Below are 25,233 nucleotides of genomic sequence, written 5' to 3'. Positions count from 1 at the left end.
AAGTCAGCCAGCTCGTGAGCCCGGCGGCGCACGTCCTCCTCGTCGAACACGCCCTCACGCAGGCGACGGAAGAAGCGCGGCATGCCGCCCTCCAGCACCTTGCCGCGCGGGGAGAGCTGAGCGGAGCCCGGCGAGAGCATGCGCCCGAGCGGCAGCAGGTCGTCCTCGTTGCCGCCGGTGCCGTGCAGCAGCAGAAGCGGCGGCCGGCCGGGCTCCGTAGCCGGCTTGAAACGGTGGATGAACGAGAGTTCGGTCGTGGTGGACATGATTACCTCGATCAGGGGTTTGTCAGCCCTGGCAATGCGGAAAGGGAAAGGGCCCCTGTTGCCTGGCCGAGCCAGGCAACAGGGTGGATTGAGGTCGGGTTAGGCGACCTTCGGCAGGACGGCCTCGATCTTCGCGCGGTTCGGCTCCAGGAAGCGCGGCAGCTTCAGGGCCTGCCCCAGAGAGGCGGCGGGCTCATCGACCGCAAAGCCCGGATCGTCCGTGGCGATCTCGAACAGCAGACCTCCCGGTTCGCGGAAGTAGACCGCCCGGAAGTAGTCGCGGTCCTTCTGCTCCGTCGTGCGGATGCCGTGGTTCTCGGCAAGCTTCTTGACCATCTCTGTCTGCACGGCATCGTCAGTCGCCCGGAAGGCGATGTGATGGACCGTGCCGGCACCCGGACGGCCACGCAGGAAACCACCCGCCTCACGCAGGTCGACGATACCGCCGAGCGTCGTGTCACCGGCCTTGTAACGGACCAGCGAAGCCTCGCGGGCGATCTCGCTGAAGCCGAACACGTCCGTCAGGATCGCTCCCGTCGGAGCCGCTTCGGGCACCAGCAGGCTGGCGCTGTGGAAACCGCGGATCGCATGCTCGGCCGGGATCTCGCCGGTGCTCCAGGCGGGCTCGTTCTCGATGCCGGGCACAGCCACCAATGCCAGGCGCATGCCGTCGGGATCCTTGAAGGCAAGCACGGTCTCCCCGAAGCGCTTTTGCGGCACCTCATGGGGCACACCCTTTTCGACCAAACGGTGCGTCCAGTAGCCGATAGAACCTTCCGGCACCCGGAACACCGTCTCCTGGGTCTCGCCGACCCCGAGCCGTCCTGGAGCGGCATGTTCCCACGGGAAGAAGGTCAGGATCGTGCCGGGCTGTCCAGCCTCGTCGCCGTAGTAGAAGTGATAGGTGCCGGGATCGTCGAAGTTGACGGTCTTCTTCACCAGGCGCAGCCCGAGGGTGCGAGTGTAGAAATCGAGGTTTCTTTGGGCCGGGCCTGCGATGGCGGTGATGTGGTGGATACCGTTCTGGCGCATTGTCGTGTCCTCTGAGGGGGCGACCACCGCCCCGGTTGCTGCATCAGAGATACGCCGGTCCGGCCCGGATCCCATGCGATTTCGATTGCACCCATGCAATATCAAGACTGCACGGTGACCAATTGCATTGCATTAGGGAAAGGACCAGCTTTGCCGCCATCGGACCAGATCCGGTCCAGGAGATAGACCCATGATCGACAATCGTCTTGCCCCCTATGGCGCCTTCACCATTCGTGCTGCCCTCGGCATCATGTTCATTGCCCATGCCTACCTGAAGATCGCCGTCTTCACCGTGCCGGGCTTCGCCGGCTTTCTTGGTCAAGTTGGTTTCCCCACTTTCCTTGCCTAGCCGATCATTCTCGCTGAGCTGATCGGCGGCCTCGCGATCCTGACCGGCTTCTATGCCCGTGTCGTCTCCATCGTGCTGCTGCCGGTGTTGCTCGGCGCGCTTCTTGTCCATGCTCCGAACGGCTGGGTGTTCAATGCCCCAAACGGCGGCTGGGAGTATCCCGCATTTCTGGCAGCAGTCGCCCTGGCTCACATTCTGATCGGCGACGGCGCCCTCGCCTTGAAGCCTGTTGCACGTCCAACGGCCCCTGCGGCTTCCCTCCGCCCGCGGATTGGCTAAAAACTCTTGCCTCTTGGGCTGCCGGTGCTGAAGCTGCGCCGGCAGCCGAAATGTTTCCGGGAGAACGCCGTGGGCGATCCGATCAAGAATCTGGCCTGGGACGACTTCCGCCTGATTAAGGCCATTGCCGATGTCCGCAGCCTCCCCGCCGCCGCTGCGCTCCTTGGCATCAATCACTCGACCGTGTTCCGCCGCCTCGGTCAAATTGAGGACGCGCTCGGGGCTACGCTCTTCGAGCGCCACCGCAGCGGCTACACTCTCACCACGCCCGGCGAGGAAATGGTCGCCCTGGCCCAGCGGGTCGACGAGGACATCACGGCCTTTACACGCAAGATGGCGGGACGGGAGATCGCGCCCGCAGGCGAATTGCGCGTGACCACCAACGACTCACTCTTGGTTCACCTGCTGACACCCCTGTTCGTGAAATTTCGGAAGACAAACCCCAATGTGCGCCTGGACGTGGTCCTGGCGAACCAGGAGCTGAACCTGTCCAAGCGCGATGCCGACGTGGCGATCCGGGCCACCGACAGCCCGCCCGAGAACCTTGTCGGCCGGCGGGCCGCCACCATCGCCTGGGCGCTCTACGGCCGTGCGGACGATTTTCCTGAGATGGAAGCTCTCGATGCGGAGAGCCTCTACGAGCGCGACTGGGTGTCCCTCGGCGACAACATGGCCACACTCAAGGCGGTGAAGTTCGTGCACGAGCACGTCTCACCGGAGCGGATCGGCTACAAGGTCAACACGGTGCTCGGATTGGCCGAGGCCGTCGAGCAGGGCCTCGGCATCAGCCACCTTCCCTGCTTCATCGGCGATGCCAAGCCCGGTCTCGTGCGCCTCGGTGAGCGGATTCCGGAATTCTCCGCTGGTCTCTGGTTCCTGACCCATCCCGATCTGCGTCAATCCCCGCGTGTGCGGGTCTTTCTCGACTTCCTCGCAGACGAAATTTCGTCACGTCGCAAGCTCATCGAGGGGCAGATTGAGCCTCATCGCTTGCTGAGCGACGCGCCGAGCCCGGTGCACCGATGATCCCGTTGAGTTCACCGACTAAGTCTTGAACATCAGTCCTCTGTTCACCTAACGTCACATTGATCTGCTCACCTGGCAGGCAGGAGGCTTCGAATGCAGCAAAGCTCAAACTCCGGACTGTTTGGCGAGCGGCTTGGACGTCATGTCGGGATGACCACTCAGAGCCTTCTGCAGATCTCGAAGGGGGATCGTCTTTCGCTTGCGGTGACGCGGCTGACCTGTATGCGCCAAGACCGGGAGCGGACAGTCCTGATCGAACCGGAGGCGGCCTTCAGCGCCACCTATAAATTGAAGGATGTCGAAGAACACGAGCTCTGGCTCGATGGCCGCCTGCGCTACTCCCGCGGCTTCGCGGCCGGAACGGTCAGCGCAGCCGATCTGTCGGAAGACCCTCGCAGCCGGATCCGCGGTCCGTTTGACGGCGTGCAGTTCTACATGCGCAAGGACGCGCTGGACGATCTGGCCTATGAGCGCGGCGCCTCGCCGATCTCGACCCTGCGCGCCTTGCCTGATGCCATCGATCCCATTCTGGGATCAATGTGCACGTTCCTTCTCTCGGCGCCGCCGGAACTGGCTCAAACCAACCCGCTCTTCGTCGATCAGATGGCCCTGAGCCTGCTGACCTACTTCGCGGAAGGCTATGGGGGCATGCATCTTCCCCCGATTCCCGACAATGGCAGGCTTGCTTCGTGGCAGGAACGTCGCGCCAAGGAGATCATGCACTCCCGCCTTGCAGCCCGTGTGACGATTGCCGACATTGCACGTGAATGTGGTCTCACACCGAGCTATTTCGCCAAGGCTTTCCGCCGCACGACAGGAACCAGTCCGCATCAGTATCTGACGCATATGCGTGTTCAGGAAGCCAAGAGCCTTCTCTTGTCCTCAACCCTGTCCCTGGCCGACATCGCGCTCATCTGCGGCTTCGGAGACCAAAGCTATTTCACCCGTGTGTTTACGCGTTGTGTTGGCGCAAGCCCCGGCGCTTGGCGCAAGTCAATGCTCCAGTGACGCAAATAGCGCCCGTCGTGGCGTGCGGAGGTGTCACGACAGTTGCGGGTCGCCAAGGATCTCCGCCTATGAGGCACACAGCGCTTAGATGCCCGAGGTTGGAAGTGAAGGCAAAAGCCGCTGAAGCTCGCCTCGCCGCGCCTCAAGATTAGGCGGCAGCCTCAAGCTCGTGCCTAGCGTCTCGAAGCTTTCATCGACCTCGAAGCCCGGCCCATCGGTCGCGATTTCAAGCAGGATCCCGCAGGTCGAGCGAAAATTGACGGATCGATAGTAGATTCGATCCTTGGGCTCTGTCGCGACAATTCCATACCGATCATGCAGCGCTTGAACGAGAACGTCTTGGTCGGCAGCGTCACGGGCGCGGAAAGCGGCATGATGGATGCTTCCGGCCCCGAGCTGGCCGCGTGCGAGGCGGCTGCTCTCGTCAAGCGTGATGGTGCCGCCAGGCCCATCATGCGCCGCGAACCGGACGAGTTTGCCGCTCCGGCCTATCTCCGAAAAGCCCAGGACGTCCCGAAACAGCTCGCCCAGCGGATCAGCCTCGCGCACCTTCAAGACGAGATCGTGAAGTCCTTGGAGAGTGTAGGAGGCAGGGACTTCGGGATGGTGCCAGGCTGTTGGCTGCGCTGGCAGGGCCGCTTCCACGAGGACAAGCATTGCGCCATCCGGGTCGTCGAAGGTCAGGCAACTCTCACCGAATGCGGTCCGGCCGGCTTGGTGGCGAACATTGGCCGCACCGAGGCGCCGCGTCCACCAGTCCAGCGAGCCCGACGGAATACGGAATGATGTCTGCCATGCCTCGCAAGCCCCGCGCCTCCCACGCTGCACGCGCTGCCACGGAAACAGGGTGAACAGTGTGCCGGGCCGGCCGGTCTCGTCGCCGAGGCAGAGGTGGAACGTGCCCGGGTCCTGATGGGACACCGTCCGCTTCACGAGTCGCAGTCCGAGCAGGCACGCGTAGAAGCGCCAGCTCCGCTCGGCGTCGCTCGAGATCAGCGTGACGTGATGAAGGCCGCGTCCGGCCATGGCGTCCCTCCAGTGTATCATTTCCTACACCCTAATCGCGGCGAAATCCGTTTGTCTTGCACTCTTTGGCGTTTTTCGGCGCTTTCCGTCACGACACGACCAGATTGTCCAACCGGGTTTCAAGATGTCCAAGATTTCGATGCTCAATGGCGCCATTGTCCTGCGGCAGTTCGCAGCACAAGAGGACCAGACCATGCCGATCAAAGCGTCTCCCACTCCCGGTTCAAAGCTCATCAACCCCACCGATCACGCACTGATCCTGATCGACTTTCAGTCGCAGATGTCGTTTGCGACCAAGTCGATCGATGCCGTCAATCTTCGCACCAACGCCGCTTTGATTTCCCAGGCGGCGGCTGGCTTCAAGGTGCCGACGATCCTGACCACCGTTGCGGAAAAGAGCTTCTCGGGCCCCATGTTCTCCGAGATCACGGAAGCCTTCCCGGGCCAGAAGCTTCTCGACCGTACCTCCATGAACACCTGGGAGGATGCCGCCGTCATCGAGGAGGTGAACCGGATCGGAAAGGACCGGTTGGTCTTCGCCGGCCTGTGGACGTCCGTCTGCATCGTCGGCCCGACGCTCTCAGCGCTCGATCAGGGCTTCGAGGTTTATGTCGTCACCGATGCGTGCGGCGACGTCTCGACCGAAGCGCACGAGCGTGCAGTCGAACGCATGATCCAGGCCGGCGTCAGGCCGATGACCTCGCTGCAGTATCTGCTGGAGCTTCAGCGCGATTGGGCCCGCACCGAGACCTACGACATGACCACGGGCATCGCCAAGAAGTTCGGCGGCTCCTACGGCCTCGGCATCATCTACGCCAAAAGCATGTTTGGTGCGAGCGAAGGCGCTCACGGCTCGTCGGCCGTCGCTGCCGAATAGGCTACTTAGGGCAGGTGTCCCGCCTCCTGCCGAAGGGGCGTCGTGTCGGCATCGATGCGTCGCCCTCCTTGTGCATTCCTCCAGGGAGGCGTTGTTGAAAGTCTACCTTCTGTCGCTCGGGGCCGGCCTGCTGGTCGGCATCATCTACAGCTTGATCAACGTGCGCTCGCCGGCGCCGCCAGTGGTCGCCCTGGTGGGTCTGCTCGGCATCCTGGTCGGCGAGCAGATCCCGCCCCTTGTCAAAAGCTTCTGGCAAAAGGAGCCGCCGACGCAGTCCTGGTCGCATCAGGTGCGTCCGCACATCTTCGGCCACCTGCCACAAGGGGCAAGGTCTTCCGAACCGACGGCCAATGCCCCGGACAAAGCATCATGACCACACGTCGCACCTTTCTCGGCGCCGCAGCGGGGTTTGTCCTTCACGGGTCACACGCGCCCGCCAATGCTTCAGACGCAACCCGATCCTCGATGGGAGACACGTCCATGAAAGCCGACCTTATCCTGTTCAACGGCAGGATCACGACCCTTGACCGTCAGAAGCCCGACGCATCGGCGGTCCTCATCCGGGACGGGCGCTTCGCCGCTGTCGGTGATGAAAGGGAGATCATGCCTCTCGCGGGACCGACCACGCAGCGGATCGACCTCAAGGGACGGCGCGTCATCCCGGGGCTGATCGACAGCCACATGCACATCATCCGCGGCGGCCTCAACTACAACATGGAATTGCGCTGGGACGGGGTGCGCTCCCTGTCGGATGCCATGCGCATGCTCAAGGAGCAGGTGGACCGCACCCCTGCCCCGCAATGGGTGCGTGTGGTAGGTGGTTTTACGGAGCATCAATTCGCCGAGAAACGGCTGCCGACTCTGGACGAGATCAACGCTGTTTCGCCCGATACCCCCGTCTTCATCCTGCATCTGTATGATCGTGCATTGTTGAACGGTGCCGCCCTGCGGGCCGTCGGCTATACGAAGGACACGCCCAATCCGCCCGGCGGCGAGATCCAGCGGGATGCGAACGGCAACCCCACAGGCCTGCTGATCGCCAAACCCAATGCCACGATCCTGTACGCCACCTTGGCGAAGGGTCCGAAGCTCCCGCCCGAATACCAGAAGAATTCTTCGCGCCACTTCATGCGCGAGGTCAACCGGCTCGGTGTGACCGGCGTCATCGACGCCGGTGGCGGCTTCCAGAACTATCCGGACGACTACCAGGTCATCGAAGAGCTGCACCGCGAGGGCCAGCTCACGGTGCGTCTCGCCTACAACCTGTTCACCCAGAAGCCGAAGGAAGAGCTCAAGGACTTCGACAGCTGGTCCAAGCAGGTCAAACCAGGCCAAGGCGACGATCTCTATCGCCACAACGGTGCGGGCGAGATGCTGGTCTACTCCGCCGCCGACTTCGAGGACTTCAAGGTCGAACGTCCCGAGATGCCGCCCAACATGGAAGGCGACCTGGAGCCGGTCGTCCGCCTGCTGGTCGAGAACCGTTGGCCCTGGCGACTGCACGCCACCTACAACGAGACCATCACGCGGGCGCTCGACGTATTCGAGAAGGTGAACCGGGATATTCCCTTCGATGGCTTGCACTGGTTCTTCGACCATGCCGAGACCATCGATGATCGTAACATCGACCGCATCGCCGCGCTCGGCGGCGGCATCGCGGTCCAGCACCGGATGGCGTTCCAGGGCGAGGACTTCGTCCAGCGCTACGGCAACAAGGCTGCGGAGCGGACACCGCCCATCAAGCGCATGCTGGAGGCCGGCGTGCCGGTGGGTGCCGGCACGGACGCGACCCGTGTTGCCTCCTACAATCCATGGGTGTCGCTGTCCTGGCTTGTGACCGGCAAGACGCTGGGAGGGTTGACGCTCTACCCATCGGCCAATCGCCTCGATCGTGAAAGTGCCCTGCGGCTGTGGACCGAAGCCAACACCTGGTTCTCCAATGAGGCCGGTAAGAAGGGTCAGATCACGGAAGGGCAACTGGCCGACCTGGCGGTGCTGTCCGACGACTACTTTTCCGTGCCGGAGGACGCGATTCAGGACATCACGTCGGTTCTGACACTCTTGGGCGGCAGGCCTGTGCATGGCGACGCCGAGTTCAAGGATCTCGCGCCGCCCCTGCCTGCTCCGATGCCGGACTGGTCGCCTGTCGGTACCTTCGGCGGCTATCAACAGCGCCGTGCTGGCCTCGAGACCGATCGCAAATATGCTTTCGCGGCGGCAGCCTGCGGCTGCGCCAATACCTGCGGGGTGCACGGCCATTCCCATGCCAGCGCCTGGGGTGCCAATACGCCTGCATCGGACGCCCGCTCGTTCTGGGGCGTGCTCGGTTGCTCGTGCTGGGCGTTCTGACGGAGGGTGCCATGAACGACATCGCAGCTCCCCGCCCGATCGACCGGGTGCTGGCCCTGCCCGGGCTCGACACACTGGCGCGCCTTGCGCTCGCATCACCCTTCCTGATCAGTGGGCTCGTGAAGCTCACCGACTTTGGCGGCGCCACCGCCGAGGTCACGGGCCTAGGCCTCCAGCCTGCGGGGCTGATCGCAGCCGCCGTCATCCTGACGCAGCTCGGCGGGTCCGCTCTCTTCCTGACCCGCCGCTATTGCTGGCTCGGTGCCGGTATCCTGGCCGGGTTCACCGCGTTGGCCACCCTGCTCGCCCATCCGTTCTGGATGTTCGAAGGTCCGGATCGGGGCCGCCAGACTGCAACTTTCTTTGAGCATGTTGCCATCGTGGGCGGGCTCACACTTTCCGCTCTGTTCGTCAACCGACAGAGTATCCGGTCATGACCCAAGGCACGACCATCGAACACGCAGCGCCACCGCCCCCGCCCGGCACCATTGCACCGCTACGGCACAGTCTCTTCGCGGTGATCTGGACCGCGACGGTGCTGGGCAACATCGGCACCTTCATGCGGGATGTGTCGTCTGCCTGGCTCGTCACGGAGATCTCCGCCTCGCCCGCCTCGGTCGCCATGATCCAGGCCGCAGGCACGCTCCCGGTCTTCCTCCTGGCCATTCCGGCAGGCGTCCTGTCCGACATCCTTGACCGGCGCCGCTTTCTCATTGCTATTCAAATCATGCTCGGAACCGTGAGCTCCGTGCTCGCCGTGCTGGCCTGGACAGGAACGGTTTCGGTCGAGAGCCTGGTCATCCTCACCTTCCTGGGCGGTGTCGGTGCGGCGCTCGCAACTCCCGCCTGGCAGGCCATCACGCCTGAACTCGTTCCGCGATCAGACCTCAAAGGAGCGGTAGCTCTCAATTCGCTGGGCATCAACATCGCCCGCTCCATCGGCCCGGCCTTAGGAGGCTTCCTGCTGGCCGGGTTCGGAGCCGCGGCGGTCTATGGCCTCGACGTCCTGACCTACATCCTCGTTGGCGGAGCCTTGCTCTGGTGGCGGCGCGAGGCCGATGCGGATGATGGCCTGCGGGAGCATTTCGGCGGCGCCCTGTGGGCCGGTCTGCGTTATGCCCGCGCCAGCCGTGACCTCCACCGCATCCTGTGGCGGGCCGTGCTGTTCTTCGCCTTCGCCAGCGCCGTCTGGGCGCTTCTCCCCATCGTGGCGCGGCAGGAAATCGGCGGAGGACCGAGCTTCTACGGCCTCATGCTCGGCAGCGTCGGGGCCGGTGCCATTCTGGGAGCGGTTCTATTGCCGCGGGTTCGCGCTTGGCTGGGGCAAGACCGGCTGGTGTTGGCCGCATCACTCGTCACAGCCGGATCGACTGCCCTGCTCGCCCTGACCAACTCGGAGATCGTGGCGATCATCGCGACCTTCGTGCTCGGGATTGCCTGGATCGCCATGCTGACCACCCTCAACAGCACCATGCAGGCGATCCTGCCGAACTGGATCCGCGGCCGGGGGCTAGCGATCTATCTTACCGCGTTCAACGGCGCCATGGCGGCCGGAAGCCTGGGCTGGGGATTCCTGGCCCAGGAGATCGGCACGGACACGACCCTGCTAGTTGCCGGCGCGGTCCTGGCCATCGCAGCGGCGCTGGCTCACCGGGCGCCCCTGCCCAGCGGAGAGGGCGATCTGACGCCGTCGCTGCACTGGCCCGAGCCGGCGATGGCCGAGCCCGTCGCGCATGACCGCGGACCAGTGATGGTCATGGTCACCTACCGCATTCATCAGGCGGATCGCGTCGCCTTCCTCACCACTCTCGAGCGTCTCTCCGAGGAGCGCCGGCGGGACGGCGCCTATGCCTGGGGCATCTCCGAGGACGCCGCAGATCCCGAGCGCATCGTCGAGTGGTTCTTCGTGGAGTCCTGGGCCGAGCACCTGCGCCAGCACAAGCGCGTCTCGAAGGCCGATGCCGACATCCAAGCGGAGGCTCGCCGGTTCCATCAGGGAGCGGAGCCGCCCCTGGTCCAGCACTTCCTGGCGGTCGGCCGATCCGGTCGGGATGCCCATTGAGGCCACGCAAGGAGACATTGCGATGTCAGGACTGCCGGAAGGCAAACTACCCCTCACCCGCCGGGACACACTCCTGGCGACCGCGGCGCTCACCGCCTCCCTCGCCCTGCCAGGCATGTCGGGCGCAGCGGCAACACTCTCGCAAGCAGAAGGAGTAGCCCCAATGGGGACAATCACCACGAAGGATGGCACCAGGATCTTCTACAAAGATTGGGGATCCGGACAGCCTATCCTGTTCTCTCACGGGTGGCCGCTGACGGCTGATGCCTGGGACGGCCAGATGCTGTTCTTCGGCCAGCAGGGCTACCGCGTTGTCGCCCATGACCGCCGCAGCCATGGCCGCTCGGACCAAACCTGGGACGGCAACAACATGGATCAATATGCGGACGACCTCGCCGAACTGATCGAGAAGCTCGATCTCAGAAACATCGTCATGATCGGCCACTCCACCGGCGGGGGCGAGGTGGCGCATTATATCGGCCGCCATGGTTCCGATCGGGTTGCAAAGGTCGTTCTCGTCGGCGCGGTGCCGCCGCTGATGCTGAAGACTGAGGCCAATCCGGAAGGCACGCCGCTCGACGTCTTCGACGGCATCCGCAAGAACACTGCCGGCGACCGCTCGCAGTTCTTCAAGGATCTCACCATCCCGTTCTATGGCTTCAACCGCGACGGCGCGAAGGTCAACGAAGGCCTGCGCGAATCCTTCTGGCTTCAGGGCATGATGGGCGGCATCAAGGGTGAATACGACTGTATCCGGGAATTCTCCGAGGTCGACTACACCGAGGACTTGAAGAAGATCGACAAGCCGACGCTCATCATCCATGGCGACGATGATCAGATCGTCCCGATCAAGGCATCGGCCGAGAAGGCTGCCAAGATCGTCGAGGGCGCTCAGCTCAAGGTCTACCCGGGCGGCTCGCACGGTCTGGCGCAGGTCGAGGCAGACAAGTTCAACGCCGACGTCCTGGCCTTCATCAAAGCCTAAGGGTCGGGGGTGACGGTACGACAAGCCGTCACCCCACCGTCGAGTGGCTCGTCGTCGAGCCCTGGGCCGAGCCCCTGCGCTGGCAACCGCAACGACACCACTCACCCAAGCCATACAAGCAAGCGAAGGACCCTCCATGGGGATGATCACGACAAAGGACGGCACGGAAATCTATTACAAGGACTGGGGCCGAGGGCAGCCAGTCCTGTTCAGCCACGGCTGGCCGCTCAGCGCCGACATGTGGGAGTATCAGATGCTGCATCTGGCCCGGCACGGCTATCGCGCCGTGGCCTTCGACCGCCGTGGCTTCGGTCGATCGAGCCAGCCTTGGGACGGTTATGACTACGACACCTTCGCCGACGACATCGCCCAACTGATCGAACATCTCGACCTGCAGGACGTCGTCCTGGTGGGCTTTTCCATGGGCGGCGGCGACGTCGTGCGCTACCTCACCCGCCACGGCAGCGGCCGGGTAGCCAAGCTGGTGCTGATCAGCGCGGTTACTCCCTTCTTCATCAAGAGCGAAGATCATCCTGATGGCGTCCCCTCGGAGGTGTTTGAGGGTATCCGCGCCGGCATCGCCAATGATCGGCCGCAGTTCCTGGATGACTTCAACACCATCTTCTATGGCACTAACCGGCCAGGCAGCAAGGTATCCAAAGGCGTCCTGACTCAGACGCTGCAGATCGCGTTGCAGGCTTCCATCAAGGGCACAATCGACTGTGTCACGGCGTTTTCGGAAACCGATTTCCGGCGAGAAATGGCCGAAATCACCGTTCCGACCCTGATTATCCATGGCGACGACGACCAGACCGTGCCCATCGAGCCCACGGCAAAACTGGCTGCAAGCATCGTTCCCGGTGCGCAGCTCAAGGTCTATCCCGGCGCTCCGCACGCCACGTGCACAACCCACAAGGACCAGGTGAGCGCCGACTTGCTGGCGTTCATCCGCAGCTAGACGCGGTTCCGCAACCGCAAGACCACCTCCCAACTCTGTCGAGCAAGACCCGTCTGTCGAGTCGGATTTTGCTCGACAACATCAGCGATCCTCAGGCGACGAGATCATGGCTCACAGCGCGTCCTATCGTGAGCCGCCCCAGCGGGATCGTGGCTGACCCGACGATCGGATTTCTGGAATACGGACCATGGAACAACCGAAAGAGGCGAACCAACATTCCTCAGCTGTCAGCCGGTCGGTCATTTACGTCATGGCTGCCGCTGCAGGAATCGCGGTCGCAAACATCTATTACAACCAGCCGATGCTGGGCCTGATTGAGGCGGATCTTCCCGGGCAGTTGTCATCGCTGATCCCGACCGCCACACAGCTGGGCTATGCCGCGGGCCTATTTCTATTGGTGCCTCTCGGAGACATCCTCGAACGCCGACGGCTGATCATCGTGCAGTTCGGAGTTCTCGCTCTGGCGCTCGCTCTGGCCGCCATCGCGCCGAACGCGCCCTTGATCCTGATCGCCTCCCTCGTGCTTGGCGTCGCGTCGACGGTTGCACAGCAAATTGTTCCACTGGCGGCGCATCTTGCCGCTCCGGAACGCCGCGGCGCGGTGGTTGGCACCATCCTGGCCGGCATCCTGACCGGAATTCTGCTCAGTCGGACCCTCGCCGGCTTCGTCGCGACCCACGGCGGCTGGCGTGAGATGTTTTGGCTCGCAGTTCCCATGGCCCTTGCGGCAGGTGGCCTGGTGATGATCGTGCTGCCGCACAGTCCACCGACCTCACGCCTCGGCTATGGCCGTCTGTTGCACTCCCTTGTTCATCTCTGGCAGGAATTTCCCGCACTGCGGTTTGCCGCGATAACCCAGGCCCTGATCTTCGCAGCCTTCACCGCCTTCTGGACGATCCTGGCCTTTCGGCTCCAGGAACCGCCTTTCGGTCTTGGCGCCGACGTGGCCGGACTGTTCGGCATTGTCGGCGCCGTCGGCATTTTCGCTGCTCCCCTTGCTGGCCGCTTCGCCGACGCGCGGGGACCGGCTCCGGTCGTCGCGATGGGCGCTGCGCTCACCCTCGCCTCATGGATCGTGTTCGGTCTGTGGACGTCGCTGGCCGGTCTTGTCGTCGGCGTGATCCTCCTGGATTTCGCGATGCAGTCGGCTCTGGTGTCCAATCAGCACATCGTTTTCGCGCTCCGGCCCGACGCTCGCGCCCGCCTCAACACGATCCTGATGGGCTCCATGTTCCTCGGTGGAGCGCTCGGATCGGCTGCTGCGACCGCCGCCTGGCAAGCGGGAGGCTGGGTCGGTGTCGTAGGTCTTGGTGTCGCCTTCGGAGCACTGGCCAGCACCATGCAGTTCTTCAGCCTCGCATGCGCAAAGCGCGCTGCCGCTGCTCCTCATGGAAGGTAACGTGATGAGTCAGAAGAGCTATACAGTTGAAGCCAATGGCATCCGCCAGTTCGTCGTCGAGGCGGGCGACGGCCCGCCGGTGATCCTGCTGCACGGCTTTCCCGAGACCAATTTCGCCTGGCGCTTCCAAATCCCGGTGCTTGCCGAGGGTTATCGTGTCATCGCGCCCGACCTGCGCGGGTACGGCGAAAGCGACAAGCCAGCCACCGGCTATGACAAACGCAACATGGCCAAGGACATCCGTGAGCTGATGCGTGTGCTGGAACTGCCAAAGATCGCGCTTGTCGGTCATGATCGGGGGGCACGCGTTGCAACCCGCTTCGCCAAAGACTATCCGGATCTGGTGGATCGGCTCGTCGTGATGGACAACGTGCCCACCCGCATCGTGGCGCGCGATATTAATGCCGCCATTGCCAAGAGATATTGGTTCTTCCTGTTTCACTTGGTTCCCGACCTACCCGAGGCGCTGATTGCCGGACGCGAGCACATCTGGCTCAGGCATTTCTTTTCCGACTGGACCTACGACCCGTCGACCATCTCCGGCGAAGCATTCGATACCTATGTTCGCGCCTATCAGGCACCTGGTGCCGTACGCGGCGCGATGGCGGACTATCGGGCCAACGCCGAAGATATCGCTCAGGATGAGGCCGACGCCGACGTCAAGATCTCCTGCCCGGTGATGTCGCTGTGGGGGGCCGACTTCCACGCCGTCGGAAAGTTGTTCGACATGGCCAAGGTGTGGTCCGAGTTCGCCGATGACTTGGTCACCTACCCCATTCCTCAATGCGGTCACTTGCCCCAGGAAGAACGGCCGGACGTCGTCAACAAGCTGCTTCTCGACTTTCTTGATGGCTGGCGCAGCTGAACGCCCGCGCCTTGTACTAATGCTGCCCAGTCGGCAACCGCGAGGTCCCGGTTGGCTCCCAACAGGATAGCTCATGAAACTCGCGCGATGCGGCTGCATCGTCCGCCGTTAACTTACACGAGGAAGATCCGTGACGAACATCTCATCTCTTCTAACTCCATCGGAGTGCGCGCTGCTGCTGATCGACCATCAAGCAGGGCTCGCGTTTGCGGTGGAGTCGATCGCCCGTCAGACGTTGCTCAATAATACCGCTGCCCTGACCCGGACCGCCGTTGTCTTCGGCGTTCCCGTCATCGTCTCGACATCGGCGACGAAGGTCTACAGCGGGCCTCTAATGCCCGCGATCCAGAAGGTCATTCCAGATGTGCAGGCGATCGACCGCAAAAGCATGAACGTCTGGGAAGACGAGGCGGCCCGTGCGGCAGTCGTGTCCTCGGGCCGAAGGCGCCTTCTGGTCTCTGGCCTTCTGACGGAAGCCTGCGTCTCATTCGCGGTGCTTTCAGCATTGGCTGAGGGTTATGACGTCTACGTCGTCGCAGACGCATGCGGAGGTCTGACGTCCGTTAGCCATGAGCTTGCTCTCCGCCGAATGGAGGCCGCTGGCGCACGCATGACATCGTGGATCCAGGTTCTGCTCGAACTGCAGCGCGATTGGACCCGCCACGAGACCTATGACGGCGCACGCTCCATCGTGGAGACCTACGGCGGGGGCTACGGCATTGGCCTGAGCTACGCCCGCGACATGATCAAGCCTCCAGGCACCACATGATCATTACACCACAGCGCGCTCTGCTGCTTGTTCGACGTCCTGCTGATCTGAGCGTGGGAGCCTTATGCAGATGAAGTGGCAGAGCGGCATGTCCTGTGTGGTGGACAACACGTCCAGCCCAAAAACTTCCCAAGATCCAAGGACGCGCTCCCGGTTCGGATCCGTCGTTGTGCCATGGTCCGCGAGGGCCACTCTGCTGGCGATTGCTCTGGCGCCCGTCCCGGAAGCAGCCGCCCAATCTGCGGGCGAGACCGCACCGGCAGGTGACCAGAGCGCTCCCGAGAGCAGGTTGCCAGCGCCACCTCTCACCAATCTCCGCTACACGGAAGATTACTCGTACCTGCGGGACCCGGCGAACCGCACCGGAGCCTGGTGGGAGCCGTTCAAGTACATCCCGCTCGATGCGTCAGGGACCAGCTACCTCACGCTCGGGGCGGAACTCCGGTTCCGGGAGGAGGCCTACTGGAACTTCAACTGGGGCGAGGTCCCGATCGAGAATTACCAGTGGTACCGCATGTTGCCCTATGCAGACCTGCATCTCGGGCCCAACCTGCGCCTATTCGGCCAGATGATCGGCGCCTGGGCCACGGGCAAGGAGACCACGGTCACCGGTGTCGACGAGACCGGGCTCGAAGTCCTCCAGGGTTTTGGCGAACTCAGGCTGCCCCTGACCGAAGGGGCGGACCTGACCCTGCGCGGGGGACGCCAGCTCCTGTCCTACGGCTCGGAGCGTCTGATCAGCCTGCGGTACGGCCCCAATGTGCTCCGGTCGTTCGACGCAGGCCTTGCATCCGTCGCGGCGGGTCTCTGGCGGGTCGACACCTTCTATGCTCGGCCGGTGCGGAACAAGGTCGACAGCTTCAACGACCGCTTCAACGAGGATCGGTCAGTGTGGTCGGTCTACGCCACCCGCGCGCTGGAAGAGATCAGCCCCACATCTGGGCTCGACCTCTACTACATCGGCTATCGCAATGCCGACGCGGAGTTCAACCAGGGCAACGGGGACGAGGTCCGGCACACGCTCGGCAGCCGGTTCTTCGGCAAGGCAAAGGGCTGGGACTGGAACTTCGAGGGCATGTTCCAGTTCGGCAGCTTCGACGGCGGCAACATTCGGGCCTGGTCCGTCGCCTCCGACACCGGCTACACGTTCATGGACCTGACCTTCAGCCCGCGTGTCGGCCTGCGGGCCAACATCATCAGCGGCGACCGCAACCCGGACAATCCTGATCTCCAGACATTCAATCCGCTGTTTCCGAGAGGGAAGTATTTTGGCGAGATCGGCTTGATCGGCCCCTCCAACCTGATCAATGTCCATCCCAACCTGACGCTTCACCTGAACGACCAGTGGACGCTGTCGGGGGCAGCGGTGTTCTATTGGCGGGACAGCCTGGGCGACGGCATCTACGATACCGGTGGCGGCCTCGTCCGACCTTCGGGCGGGAGCCGATCGCGGTATATCGGAACCCAGGCCGATGTGGTTCTCGGGTGGGAGCCCACCCGCTGGTTCAGCGCGGAACTGGCCTACTCGGTGTTCACGCCCGGACAGTTCATCAAGGACACGGGACCGTCCAAGACGGCTCACTTCGTCGGATTCGAGACGGTTCTGAAATTCTGAATGCAGATTCGTGGAGGGTTCGAGCCGTGACATGTGGCCTTACAGCCCGCGCAGCTCTCGTCATGGCCCTTGCGGCCGTAATGAGTGGGTGCCTCGCAACGAACGATCGCGCGGCCGTGCCGGGGCCGCAGCTCACGGCGGCTCGCGTCGGTGGCTACGGCGATATCCGCTTCTGGGGTGACGAGGTCACGCCGACGATCGAGACGGTCATCCGCCGGCAATACCGGCAGGTCAGGGATGCCGCTCTTGCCGGAGAACCGGGGGCCCGCACCAGGAAGGCCGACTTTCTGGCCATCTCGGGAGGCGGCGGCGATGGCGCCTATGCGGCCGGCTTCCTCACCGGATGGACCCGGCGCGGCCAGCGCCCTCACTTCGAGGTGGTGACAGGCGTGTCGACGGGCGCCCTTGCGGCCCCGTTCGCCTTCCTCGGGCCTTACTATGACAGCGTCCTGAAGGACCTGTACACGAAGTACGGCGACAGTGACCTTGTCATGGATCGTGGGATCCTCGGATTACTCGGATCGTCCCTGTACGACACGGCCCCTCTCAAGCGCTTGATCGAACAATACATGACGGACGACACGTTGGATGCGATCGCGCGGGAGTATTCCAAGGGACGTCGCCTGCTCGTGCAGACCACCAACATCGACGCTCAGCGTCCCGTCATCTGGGATCTTTCGGCGATCGCTGCGAGCCAGCAACCCGATCGTCGGGACCTCATCGTTCGGGTTCTGCTCGCATCGAGCGCGATCCCAGGCGCCTTTCCTCCCGTGCGAATAAGCGTGAATGCCAATGGACGCGCCTACGACGAGCTCCATGTCGATGGTGGTGTCTCGGCTCAAATCTTCTTCGCGCCACCGCGGACACGCTTCGCCCGCTTCGAGCAAACGGCTTTTGGCGCAGCAAGGCAGCGAACCCTCTATGTGATCCGCAACGGCAAGCTCACGCCCGATTACAAGCCTACCGACGAAGCGGTATTGTCACTGGCGGTCCGTTCCATCACGACCCTGACGAAGTACCAGGGCCTGTCGGACCTGCGGAGACTGGATCGCATCGCCCGCGAAACCAACGCGCGCGTTTTGTTTACCTCGATTCCGTCGGGCTTCACGAAAGCGGCCCGATCGGAGTTCGACCGCGAGTACATGGGAGAGCTCTTTCGCGTCGGCGAACGGATGGGGATGTCGGGGCGGGCCTGGCAGTCAGGCCCACCGCCGGCGCCTGCCTTGGCCCTTTAACAGGAGAAGACACATGTCAGATGCAAGCGCGATCAGAGAGCACATGGAGGTGATCGGGGCAGACGGCGTTCATGTCGGCACCGTTGATCGCCTGGAAGGACACCGGATCAAGCTGACCAAGCAGGACAGCGGCCAGGGCTCGCATGCCGGCCACCACCACTACGTTCCGCTCGCCCTCGTCGCAGAGGTCGAGGGCAACACGGTGCGGCTGTCGGCCAATGCCGATGTTGCGGTCACGTTCGAGGAAGAGGCGGACGGCAGCGCCCGGATTGACTGAGGAGCCTACTCCAACGTGAGCGCCACGCGATGAAGGCAGCAAGGATTCCGCGCGCACCTGTCCACCCTGGTTGGTACGAGGAGTAGCAACATGGCACCACCCATCGTCGATCCGAAGGATCCCCTTCCCCTGGTCCTCATCGTCCTCTCCGCCGTCACGGGCCTGGTCGACGCGGTGAGCGTTCTGGGGCTGGGCCAGGTCTTCGTCGCGAACATGACCGGCAACACGGTCTTCCTGGGCTTTGCCGTCGGCGGAGCGCCAGGGTTCGAGGTTCCGCGTTATGTTGCGGCGCTTGTGGCGTTCCTGGTCGGCGCGCTGGCCGGCGGGTGGGTCGCCAATGCCTTCGCCCAGTCGACCCGCCGGCGGTGGCTGCTGACCGTCGCGGCCGTCGAAACGGCCCTGTTCTGGGTGGCGGCCGTCGTGGCCATCCGGTACGCCCCGGGGAGCCTGTCGCCAGCATCGTGGCTGTTCACGCTGATTGGCCTGACCGCCGTCGCGATGGGATTGCGCAACGCCACAGTCCGCCGCCTGAAGGTGCCCGATCTCACGACGACCGTCCTGACGCTGACCCTGACCGGCCTCGCCGCCGACTCCTCGCTCTCCGGTGGCGAAAACAGGAACTGGCGCCGACGCGTCGCCGCGGTGCTGGCGACCTTCATGGGGGCGGTGATCGGCGCGGTGCTCGTGCGCACGAGCGGTCTGGTCGTTCCGCTCGCCGTTACCGGTGCCGTGGTGCTCGTCGCGACGCTCGCCTATTCGCTGCATCCGGCATCACGGGCGAGGGCTGCAGAGCCCGACGGCCCGTAGCTGCCGTTCTGGGAGCGGCACCACGCCCTGGTCATGAAGGTTCGCCGCCGATCAGACGTCCGTCGGGTCCAGCACCCTCATTTCGGCTCCGCAAGCGGCGCACGTGCCCAAGGCCGGCGCAGCGATCATGTGAACCGTGCGGCAGGGTGGGCAGACCTTGAGAGCCGGGACCAGCGATCCCTGCATCCGGCTTGCACCCCGACGAAACGCCTCGCTGAACTCGACGGCCTGTTCGAACATGGTCGCCTCCTTTGAGGAAGCATGACGCTGCTCCCCGTAGCCCGGTCCGTCAATCGGACAGATTTTCCCTTACTGACGCCCGAGTGGTCCCGCGACCCGGCATGCGGGGAGCCTAGTCGGACCGGAGATCGCTCTTCGCTGGCGGTGCCGGGTGGCCGACCGCCTTGCCGAACGAGGTCCTGTGGCGTCCGGCGCTTGCGGAGCTCACGGCGATCAGGATGATGAGGCGGGTCAGATGGGACGACATGTCGGGATGGACCTTCGATTGGTTCGTGCGTGCGGTGTCCGTCGTGGATGCCATTGGGTTATGGATCAGGGATTGGTGATGCCGGCCATGAAGCGGATGGCGGCTTCGATCTCGGACGGGATGCAGTCCTCGCAGTTGCCCTTCGGCGGCATCGCCTCGATGCCCTGAACCGCCGACTGCGTCAGCGCGGGCAATCCCTTCTGCGGCTGGTGGTCGACGAGCACGAGGATGTGGTTGTCGGGAGTGAGCAGGCTCTTGGCCGGGGGAGCCGCCTCGGCCGGAGCAGCGACGCCGAGGCCGATCGGCAGCAGGACGGCAAGGGCCTTCAGGACGGTTGAGAAACGCATGTTTTGGATCTCCTACAGAGGCTTGTGGCTGGGCGTGCGCCTCCTCGTTCCCACCCCAGGGATGCTTGATTTCTCAGGCTCAAACAATTCTGTGATTTTTGAACTATCTGCCTGCTTCTATTGAACAATGAAGGTGCCATATAGGGGTCCGTCCCATCGACCGGAGGCATCCGTGATCCGCGACCTCATTGCCCTGAAGACGTTTGCCACCATCGCCGCGCTCGGGAGCTTCGCCCGGGCGGCCGACAAGCTCGGGATCTCGCGCGGCATGGCCAGCAAGCACATCGCCGACCTGGAGGCGGAACTCGGGGTCAAGCTGCTCAACCGCACCACCCGCCAGCTCAGCCTGACCGAAGCGGGCCAGACGTTGAATGCGACGGCCACGACCCTGTTCGGGCTGCTGGACACTGCGGAGCAGGACATCCGGGCCTCGACCGCCAGTCCCCGCGGCACGCTGCGGGTGAACGCGCCGATGTCCTTCGGCGTCCTCCATCTCGGCCGCATCGTGAGCGACTTCCTCAGGCAGTGCCCGGACGTGGAGGTCGAGCTGACGCTGGACGACCGCGTCGTGAACGTGGTCGAGGAGGGCTATGACATCGCGATCCGCATTCGCCGCCTCGAAGATTCGTCCCTGATCGCAAAGCACCTGGCGCCGGCCCGCATGGTCGTCTGCGCGTCTCCCGATTACCTCAAGCGTCGGGGCGAGCCGAAACACCCGCACGACCTCGAACACCACGACTGCCTCGTCTACGACTACCTGTCCCGGCACGGCACATGGAGTTTCGAGTGCGACGGCGTGCGGGAGGATGTCCGCGTCGACGGGCGGCTGTGGGGCAACAATGGCGAGGTCCTGATGCAGGCTGCCGTCGACGGGCATGGCATCACCCTGTCGCCCACCTTCATTGCCCACGAGGCGCTGCGGGCCGGCACGCTAAAGCCGGTGCTGTGCGACTGGTCGGTGGTCGAGCCCGCCTTCTTCGCGGTGATGCCGCCCGGGCGCAACAACGTCCTCAAGGTGCGCGCCTTCCTCGACCACCTGGCGAAGGCCCTCGGACGGGATCCGTACTGGGACCGGGACCTGCCGCTGGAGCGGTTCCGGGCCAGCCCCAACGCAGCCTGAGTCCTCAACCACTGACGCTATGAGGTGCGAGCCATGCAGTCCTTCGTCTATGAGGCCCTTCCGACCCGTGTTGTATTCGGCTCCGGCACTGCTTCCCAGCTCAGGCCCGAGGTCGAGCGCCTGGGCGTGCGTCGGGTTCTTGTTCTCTCCACGCCTGGCCGCGGCGAGGTGCAGGCCCGCGAGATCGCCGCGCTGCTCGGCGATCTGTCCTGCGGCGTCCATGCCGGCGCAGTCATGCATACGCCTGTCGATGCCACCGAGACGGCGCTGCAGGTGGTCCGAGAGCTTGGGGCCGATGCCGTCGTGGCGGTCGGCGGCGGGTCGACGACGGGACTGGGCAAGGCTATCGCACTACGAACCGACCTGCCGCAGATCGTCCTGCCGACCACTTATGCCGGATCGGAGATGACGCCAATCCTGGGCGAGACCAAGGACGGCGTGAAGACGACACAACGGACGCTGAAGGTGTTGCCGGAGGTTGTCATCTATGATGTCGATCTCACGATGGGCCTGCCTCCGGCCATCGCCGCGACCTCCGGGATGAACGCCATGGCCCACGCGGTCGAGGCGCTGTATGCTAAAGACCGCAATCCGATTACCTCGCTGATGGCCGAGGAAGGGATCCGAAGCCTCGCCCGGTCTCTGCCGGAGATCGCCGACGATCCGCAGGATCGCACGGCACGGGCCGATGCTCTCTATGGGGCCTGGTTGTGTGGCACCTGCCTTGGATCGGTTGGCATGGCCCTGCATCACAAGCTCTGTCATGTTCTCGGCGGAACCTTCGACCTGCCACATGCAGAAACCCACACCATCGTCCTGCCGCATGCGGTCGCCTACAACGCTCCGGCGGCACCTGACGCTATGGAGCGGATTGCGCGGGCCTTGGGAGTGACTGACGCCGCACAAGGCCTGTTCGGGCTGGCTGGACGCTTGGGTGCCAAGCAGGCGCTGCGGGACATCGGCATGCCGGCGGATGGCATCGAGCAAGCTCTCGAGGCGACATTGGCGGCTCCCTATTGGAACCCACGCCCGCTTGAAGAGCAGGCTCTGCGCGATCTGCTGACCCGGGCCTGGAACGGCGACCCGCCTCCGGCGTGACCGCTTCTGACCAGTTCATTCCATTCCTGACGGAGTTGTGATGTGCGTGGGTGCAATGTTCAGGTTGCGTCCTGGCAGGCAAGCTGCGGTTGTGCCGCCGGGTCAGAAAAGCCATAACTCCTCGCGTCGGAAGCGAGCTCTATCGATCGCCCCGATGCTTCATTGTTCCTCCATCGAAACCTCCGGGCTGCCCCTCGCGGCGGCCCGTCTTTCAGGGGGCCCACGACCATTACCCGCGGCGGAGAATGACATGATCGCTCGCACCAATGATATGGCGTTGCTCGCCGCCCGCTTGGCCGTCGCCGCCCTCTTCCTCCCGGCCGGCATCGGCAAGCTCTTCGGCCTGCCCGGCTTCGCCACCTCGCTGGCCGGAAAGGGCGTGCCCTTCCCAGAGCTTCTGGCTGCGCTTGGCGTCGCCGCCGAGATCATCGGCCCGGTAGCTCTGGTGCTCGGCGTGTTCCCGCGCCTCACGGCGTTGCTGCTGATTGCATTCACGGTGGTCGCGACCCTGATCAGCCACAGCTTCTGGACGTTCCCGGAGGCTGCGCAGCAGGCCCAGCAGACCCAGTTCTTCAAGAACGTTGCGATCATCGGCGGCCTGCTGTTCTACTTCGTGAGCGGCCCGGGCGCCTACAGCGTCCCGGTGCGGTTCCTCCAACGCCCGGAGACTTCCAAGGACCTCGACCCGCGGACGGCCCGCAGCCGGGCCTGACGCCCGGCGGCCTAATGGTCCGCGCAGGCGTGTGCGGAACCTCACTGCGGCCAGGTCCCAACCACAATAGTAAACACCCTGCACATGATGATCCCGTCGTGTGTGACGAGGTGCCCTATCGTGCTCGCCCGCATTGCCTCCTTCACCTTTGGCATCATCGCGCCCCCGGCCCTGGTCGGTTGGCTCGTGTTCCTGCACTGACGCCGGCCCTCCCCCACTCGTGCGGATCGACGATCGGACGAGGCGCACTAGATCCGGTTCGGCGGCAAACCAGCTGGAGGTCCCGATGAGCGATCATGTTTACAAGCTGGTGGAACTCGTTGGCTCCTCGACGGACAGCATTGAGGATGCCATTCAGACCGCCATCAAACGTGCCGACCAGACGCTCAGGAACCTGCGCTGGTTCGAGGTCGTCCAGACCCGAGGCCATGTCGAGAATGGCGAGGTTCGCTATTATCAGGTGGTGCTCAAGGCTGGGTTCACGCTGGAGGCGGGCGGCGCCTGACACGCTCGAACACCAGAGGCGCTTGCACCTGAACACTTTTATCAACAATCGTCTGCCGATGCTGGGCGGGCCGCCTCATGAGCCGCCGGTCGGCGGCTTGGGACGTCTGCTCTAGAGGCTTGCTAGGGACGCAGAGCCGTCCCCACGGTGTTTCCTGATGTCGAACAGTGTGTTCAAAATACGAGGAATTATACTCGCTCAATAAACCATTACCTTCCCTCCATCAGCAATGCATACCGCCCTTGGAGAGATTGTTCATGTCTACCGTTCTCGTCCTCAACAGCAGCGCCAGCGGCGCGGCCTCCGTGTCCCGGCAACTGGTCGAGCAGGCCGTAGCCGACCTGCGGGCCCAGGATCCCGGTCTCCGCGTCGTGACGCGCGATCTCGGCGCTGCCCCGATCCCGCACCTGACCCTGGAGTCCGCCACCGCCCTCCGCAGCGCCGATCCGGTCAACCAGGAGCAGGCGGCCGCCCAGGCGCTGTCGAACGAGCTGATTGCCGAGCTCAAGGTTGCTGACGTCATCGTGATCGGTGCACCGATGTACAACTTTGGCATCCCGTCGACGCTCAAGGCTTGGTTTGACTACGTACTCCGCGCGGGTCTCACCTTCCGCTACACCGAGGCTGGTCCCGAGGGGCTCGTCACCGGCAAACGCGCCATCATCGTACTGAGCCGCGGTGGCCTGTACAGCGAGGGCCCGGCCCAAGCCATGGACTCGCAGGAGCCTCATCTACGCACCATGCTGGGCTTCATCGGCATCACGGACATCTCCTTTGTTCGGGCTGAGCGTCTGGCCTTCGGTCCGGAGATCCGTGATCAGGCCATTGACGGCGCGAGGGCCGAGCTCGAACACCTCGCCGGAACGGCTCTCGCCGCCGCCGCCTAACACAAAAGGTGTTCAGACTGCCTGCTTTAAGATGGGCTGAGGGGGCGTTGAGTGGCCTTGCGCACTTGGCACCCCCTTCCGCCGACTGTCCTAACAGGTGAATTCAGCCGCTCCAGCTTGATCCAGGAGCCTCTGCGGGATTCCGCCAAACAAATTAGAACTTTTGGGCAAAGCCATGGACCGCAACAATGACCAGGGCTCGGTAGGAGCCATAATCGCTGCTGTGCTCGTGCTGACCGGGACGGTTGGCATACTTTATCTGCCGCTTTTCCTCTGACGGATCCCCCGCTCGACCCACGTCTTGGGCAGGCCAAGCTACGGTTAACATCGGCTCAGGATGGGTCTTCGTACGCTAGCAGAGGGATGGGCACTCGTTTTCCCCTTCCTGTCGGCCTTGGGGGCAGCATTCAATGCTGATTCCCATGCGTGCCCTTTGAGTGCTCGCCGGACGCTGTTCGATCCATAAGCTCGCCCTGCATCACAGGCCTGAAGTTTAGCAGTCTAGCGCAGAGCATTGCACCGAGGGTAATGCCCCGGCTGGCTCGCTCTTCGGATTACTCAGCCATCGCGGCGTCGACCGACGTCAGGGCCGTCATGTTCGTGATCCGCCGGACCGTGCTTGTCGGCGTCAGGATATGGACCGGACGCCGAACCCCGAGCAGAATCGGTCCGACCGTGATCCCCTGCCCCGCGACCGCCTTGAGCACATTGAACGTGATATTCGCCGCATCCAGGTTCGGCATCACCAGCAGGTTGGCCGCCTCGGTCAGGCGCGAGCCGGGGAACACCCGATCGAGAATGCCTTTGTTGAGGGCCGCATCCCCGTGCATTTCACCCTCGACCTCAAGGTCCGGGGCTTGGCTCTGGATCAGCTTCAGGGCTTCCCGCATCTT

The 25,233-nt window shown here is 63.8% G+C and carries 28 protein-coding genes and 1 pseudogene; 22 read left to right on the top strand and 7 right to left on the bottom strand.

The features are described 5' to 3' along the window. Together DC522_RS25795 and DC522_RS25790 are read right to left on the bottom strand one after the other, a co-directional pair. The coding region (locus DC522_RS25795; RefSeq protein WP_371680499.1) for an alpha/beta hydrolase at positions 1-266 on the bottom strand (266 nt) is incomplete at its 3' end. 99 nt (positions 267-365) lie between these two features. Beyond that, positions 366-1,298: a ring-cleaving dioxygenase gene (locus DC522_RS25790; protein WP_116531448.1), complete on the bottom strand. Its 933-nt coding sequence runs from the start codon at positions 1,296-1,298 to the stop codon at positions 366-368. 190 nt (positions 1,299-1,488) lie between these two features. On the opposite strand from DC522_RS25790, the pseudogene DC522_RS25785 reads away from it, so the two are divergent. The 3 genes and pseudogenes from DC522_RS25785 (at position 1,489) to DC522_RS25775 (ending at position 3,960) form a co-directional block, all read left to right on the top strand. Beyond that, positions 1,489-1,926 (top strand): annotated as a pseudogene (locus DC522_RS25785) (DoxX family protein). A 69-nt stretch (positions 1,927-1,995) separates the two neighbouring features. After that, positions 1,996-2,952, top strand: coding sequence for a LysR family transcriptional regulator (locus tag DC522_RS25780; protein WP_116531442.1), 957 nt, complete (start codon positions 1,996-1,998; stop codon positions 2,950-2,952). Between the two features lie 93 nt (positions 2,953-3,045). Further along, entirely contained in the window at positions 3,046-3,960 is a 915-nt protein-coding gene (locus DC522_RS25775) for a helix-turn-helix transcriptional regulator (protein ID WP_116531441.1), read from the top strand. A gap of 84 nt (positions 3,961-4,044) precedes the next feature. Here DC522_RS25775 and DC522_RS25770 read toward each other — a convergent pair whose 3' ends face one another. Next, on the bottom strand, positions 4,045-4,986 hold the full coding sequence (locus tag DC522_RS25770) for a VOC family protein (RefSeq protein WP_165820312.1): 942 nt from the start codon (positions 4,984-4,986) through the stop codon (positions 4,045-4,047). 199 nt (positions 4,987-5,185) lie between these two features. Here DC522_RS25770 and DC522_RS25765 point away from each other — a divergent pair, with 199 nt between their 5' ends. The 14 genes from DC522_RS25765 to DC522_RS25700 all read left to right on the top strand — a co-directional run bounded on the left by DC522_RS25765 (position 5,186) and on the right by DC522_RS25700 (position 19,184). Continuing rightward, positions 5,186-5,863: a hydrolase gene (locus DC522_RS25765; RefSeq protein ID WP_165820311.1), complete on the top strand. Its 678-nt coding sequence runs from the start codon at positions 5,186-5,188 to the stop codon at positions 5,861-5,863. A gap of 94 nt (positions 5,864-5,957) precedes the next feature. Then, the gene (locus DC522_RS25760; RefSeq protein WP_116531439.1) at positions 5,958-6,236 is read left to right on the top strand and encodes a XapX domain-containing protein; all 279 of its coding nucleotides are present in this window, start codon (positions 5,958-5,960) and stop codon (positions 6,234-6,236) included. Next, positions 6,233-8,212, top strand: a complete 1,980-nt coding sequence (locus DC522_RS25755) for an amidohydrolase (protein ID WP_116531438.1) — start codon at positions 6,233-6,235, stop codon at positions 8,210-8,212. The genes DC522_RS25760 and DC522_RS25755 overlap by 4 nt, the downstream gene beginning before the upstream one ends. An 11-nt stretch (positions 8,213-8,223) precedes the next feature. Beyond that, positions 8,224-8,649: a DoxX family protein gene (locus tag DC522_RS25750; protein ID WP_116531437.1), complete on the top strand. Its 426-nt coding sequence runs from the start codon at positions 8,224-8,226 to the stop codon at positions 8,647-8,649. Then, a complete protein-coding gene (locus DC522_RS25745) occupies positions 8,646-10,274 on the top strand; it encodes an MFS transporter (protein WP_116531436.1) in 1,629 nt (542 codons plus the stop codon). Before DC522_RS25750 ends, DC522_RS25745 begins: the two co-directional genes overlap by 4 nt. 163 nt (positions 10,275-10,437) lie before the next feature. Then, positions 10,438-11,259, top strand: a complete 822-nt coding sequence (locus DC522_RS25740; RefSeq protein ID WP_116531446.1) for an alpha/beta fold hydrolase — start codon at positions 10,438-10,440, stop codon at positions 11,257-11,259. Between the two features lie 136 nt (positions 11,260-11,395). Then, positions 11,396-12,217, top strand: coding sequence for an alpha/beta fold hydrolase (locus DC522_RS25735; protein WP_116531435.1), 822 nt, complete (start codon positions 11,396-11,398; stop codon positions 12,215-12,217). A gap of 187 nt (positions 12,218-12,404) precedes the next feature. After that, positions 12,405-13,616, top strand: coding sequence for an MFS transporter (locus DC522_RS25730; protein WP_205769766.1), 1,212 nt, complete (start codon positions 12,405-12,407; stop codon positions 13,614-13,616). A 4-nt stretch (positions 13,617-13,620) separates the two neighbouring features. Continuing rightward, positions 13,621-14,481 (top strand): alpha/beta fold hydrolase, encoded by an 861-nt coding sequence (locus DC522_RS25725; RefSeq protein ID WP_116531444.1) that lies wholly within the window; start codon positions 13,621-13,623, stop codon positions 14,479-14,481. A 130-nt stretch (positions 14,482-14,611) separates the two neighbouring features. Then, positions 14,612-15,250 (top strand): hydrolase, encoded by a 639-nt coding sequence (locus DC522_RS25720; RefSeq protein WP_116531434.1) that lies wholly within the window; start codon positions 14,612-14,614, stop codon positions 15,248-15,250. Between the two features lie 169 nt (positions 15,251-15,419). After that, entirely contained in the window at positions 15,420-16,865 is a 1,446-nt protein-coding gene (locus DC522_RS25715) for an alginate export family protein (RefSeq protein ID WP_165820310.1), read from the top strand. 26 nt (positions 16,866-16,891) lie between these two features. Further along, positions 16,892-18,100 (top strand): patatin-like phospholipase family protein, encoded by a 1,209-nt coding sequence (locus DC522_RS25710; protein ID WP_133239371.1) that lies wholly within the window; start codon positions 16,892-16,894, stop codon positions 18,098-18,100. Positions 18,101-18,113: 13 nt separating this feature from the next. Then, positions 18,114-18,377, top strand: coding sequence for a DUF2171 domain-containing protein (locus tag DC522_RS25705; RefSeq protein WP_116531431.1), 264 nt, complete (start codon positions 18,114-18,116; stop codon positions 18,375-18,377). A gap of 90 nt (positions 18,378-18,467) precedes the next feature. Next, positions 18,468-19,184 carry a YoaK family protein gene (locus tag DC522_RS25700; protein WP_116531430.1) on the top strand — a complete coding sequence of 239 codons (717 nt, stop codon included), beginning with the start codon at positions 18,468-18,470 and terminating at the stop codon, positions 19,182-19,184. A gap of 51 nt (positions 19,185-19,235) precedes the next feature. On the opposite strand, the gene DC522_RS25695 is transcribed toward DC522_RS25700, so the two are convergent. The 3 genes from DC522_RS25695 to DC522_RS25685 form a co-directional block, all read right to left on the bottom strand. Continuing rightward, the gene (locus DC522_RS25695; protein WP_116531429.1) at positions 19,236-19,424 is read right to left on the bottom strand and encodes a hypothetical protein; all 189 of its coding nucleotides are present in this window, start codon (positions 19,422-19,424) and stop codon (positions 19,236-19,238) included. 112 nt (positions 19,425-19,536) lie between these two features. Next, positions 19,537-19,725 carry a hypothetical protein gene (locus DC522_RS25690; RefSeq protein ID WP_116531428.1) on the bottom strand — a complete coding sequence of 63 codons (189 nt, stop codon included), beginning with the start codon at positions 19,723-19,725 and terminating at the stop codon, positions 19,537-19,539. Between the two features lie 11 nt (positions 19,726-19,736). Beyond that, positions 19,737-20,018, bottom strand: a complete 282-nt coding sequence (locus DC522_RS25685) for a hypothetical protein (RefSeq protein WP_116531427.1) — start codon at positions 20,016-20,018, stop codon at positions 19,737-19,739. A 172-nt stretch (positions 20,019-20,190) separates the two neighbouring features. Between DC522_RS25685 and DC522_RS25680 the strand changes: the two genes are divergently transcribed. The 5 genes from DC522_RS25680 to DC522_RS25660 all read left to right on the top strand — a co-directional run bounded on the left by DC522_RS25680 (position 20,191) and on the right by DC522_RS25660 (position 24,340). Further along, positions 20,191-21,138: a LysR family transcriptional regulator gene (locus DC522_RS25680; protein ID WP_205769764.1), complete on the top strand. Its 948-nt coding sequence runs from the start codon at positions 20,191-20,193 to the stop codon at positions 21,136-21,138. Positions 21,139-21,171: 33 nt separating this feature from the next. Then, the gene (locus DC522_RS25675; protein ID WP_116531426.1) at positions 21,172-22,236 is read left to right on the top strand and encodes a maleylacetate reductase; all 1,065 of its coding nucleotides are present in this window, start codon (positions 21,172-21,174) and stop codon (positions 22,234-22,236) included. A 250-nt stretch (positions 22,237-22,486) separates the two neighbouring features. Then, entirely contained in the window at positions 22,487-22,948 is a 462-nt protein-coding gene (locus DC522_RS25670; RefSeq protein WP_116531425.1) for a DoxX family protein, read from the top strand. 286 nt (positions 22,949-23,234) lie between these two features. Next, positions 23,235-23,453, top strand: a complete 219-nt coding sequence (locus DC522_RS25665) for a dodecin (RefSeq protein WP_116531424.1) — start codon at positions 23,235-23,237, stop codon at positions 23,451-23,453. A 257-nt stretch (positions 23,454-23,710) separates the two neighbouring features. Continuing rightward, a complete protein-coding gene (locus DC522_RS25660; RefSeq protein ID WP_116531423.1) occupies positions 23,711-24,340 on the top strand; it encodes an FMN-dependent NADH-azoreductase in 630 nt (209 codons plus the stop codon). A 554-nt stretch (positions 24,341-24,894) separates the two neighbouring features. Here the strand turns inward: DC522_RS25660 and DC522_RS25655 are convergent. Next, positions 24,895-25,233 (bottom strand): phosphate acyltransferase (locus tag DC522_RS25655; RefSeq protein ID WP_256369913.1); only part of this gene is annotated, 339 nt, incomplete at its 5' end.

Source organism: Microvirga sp. KLBC 81, from assembly GCF_003075415.1.
Lineage (GTDB): Bacteria > Pseudomonadota > Alphaproteobacteria > Rhizobiales > Beijerinckiaceae > Microvirga.
Note: the sequence above shows the minus strand (reverse complement) of the source record. Positions and strands in the feature narration are given on the sequence as shown.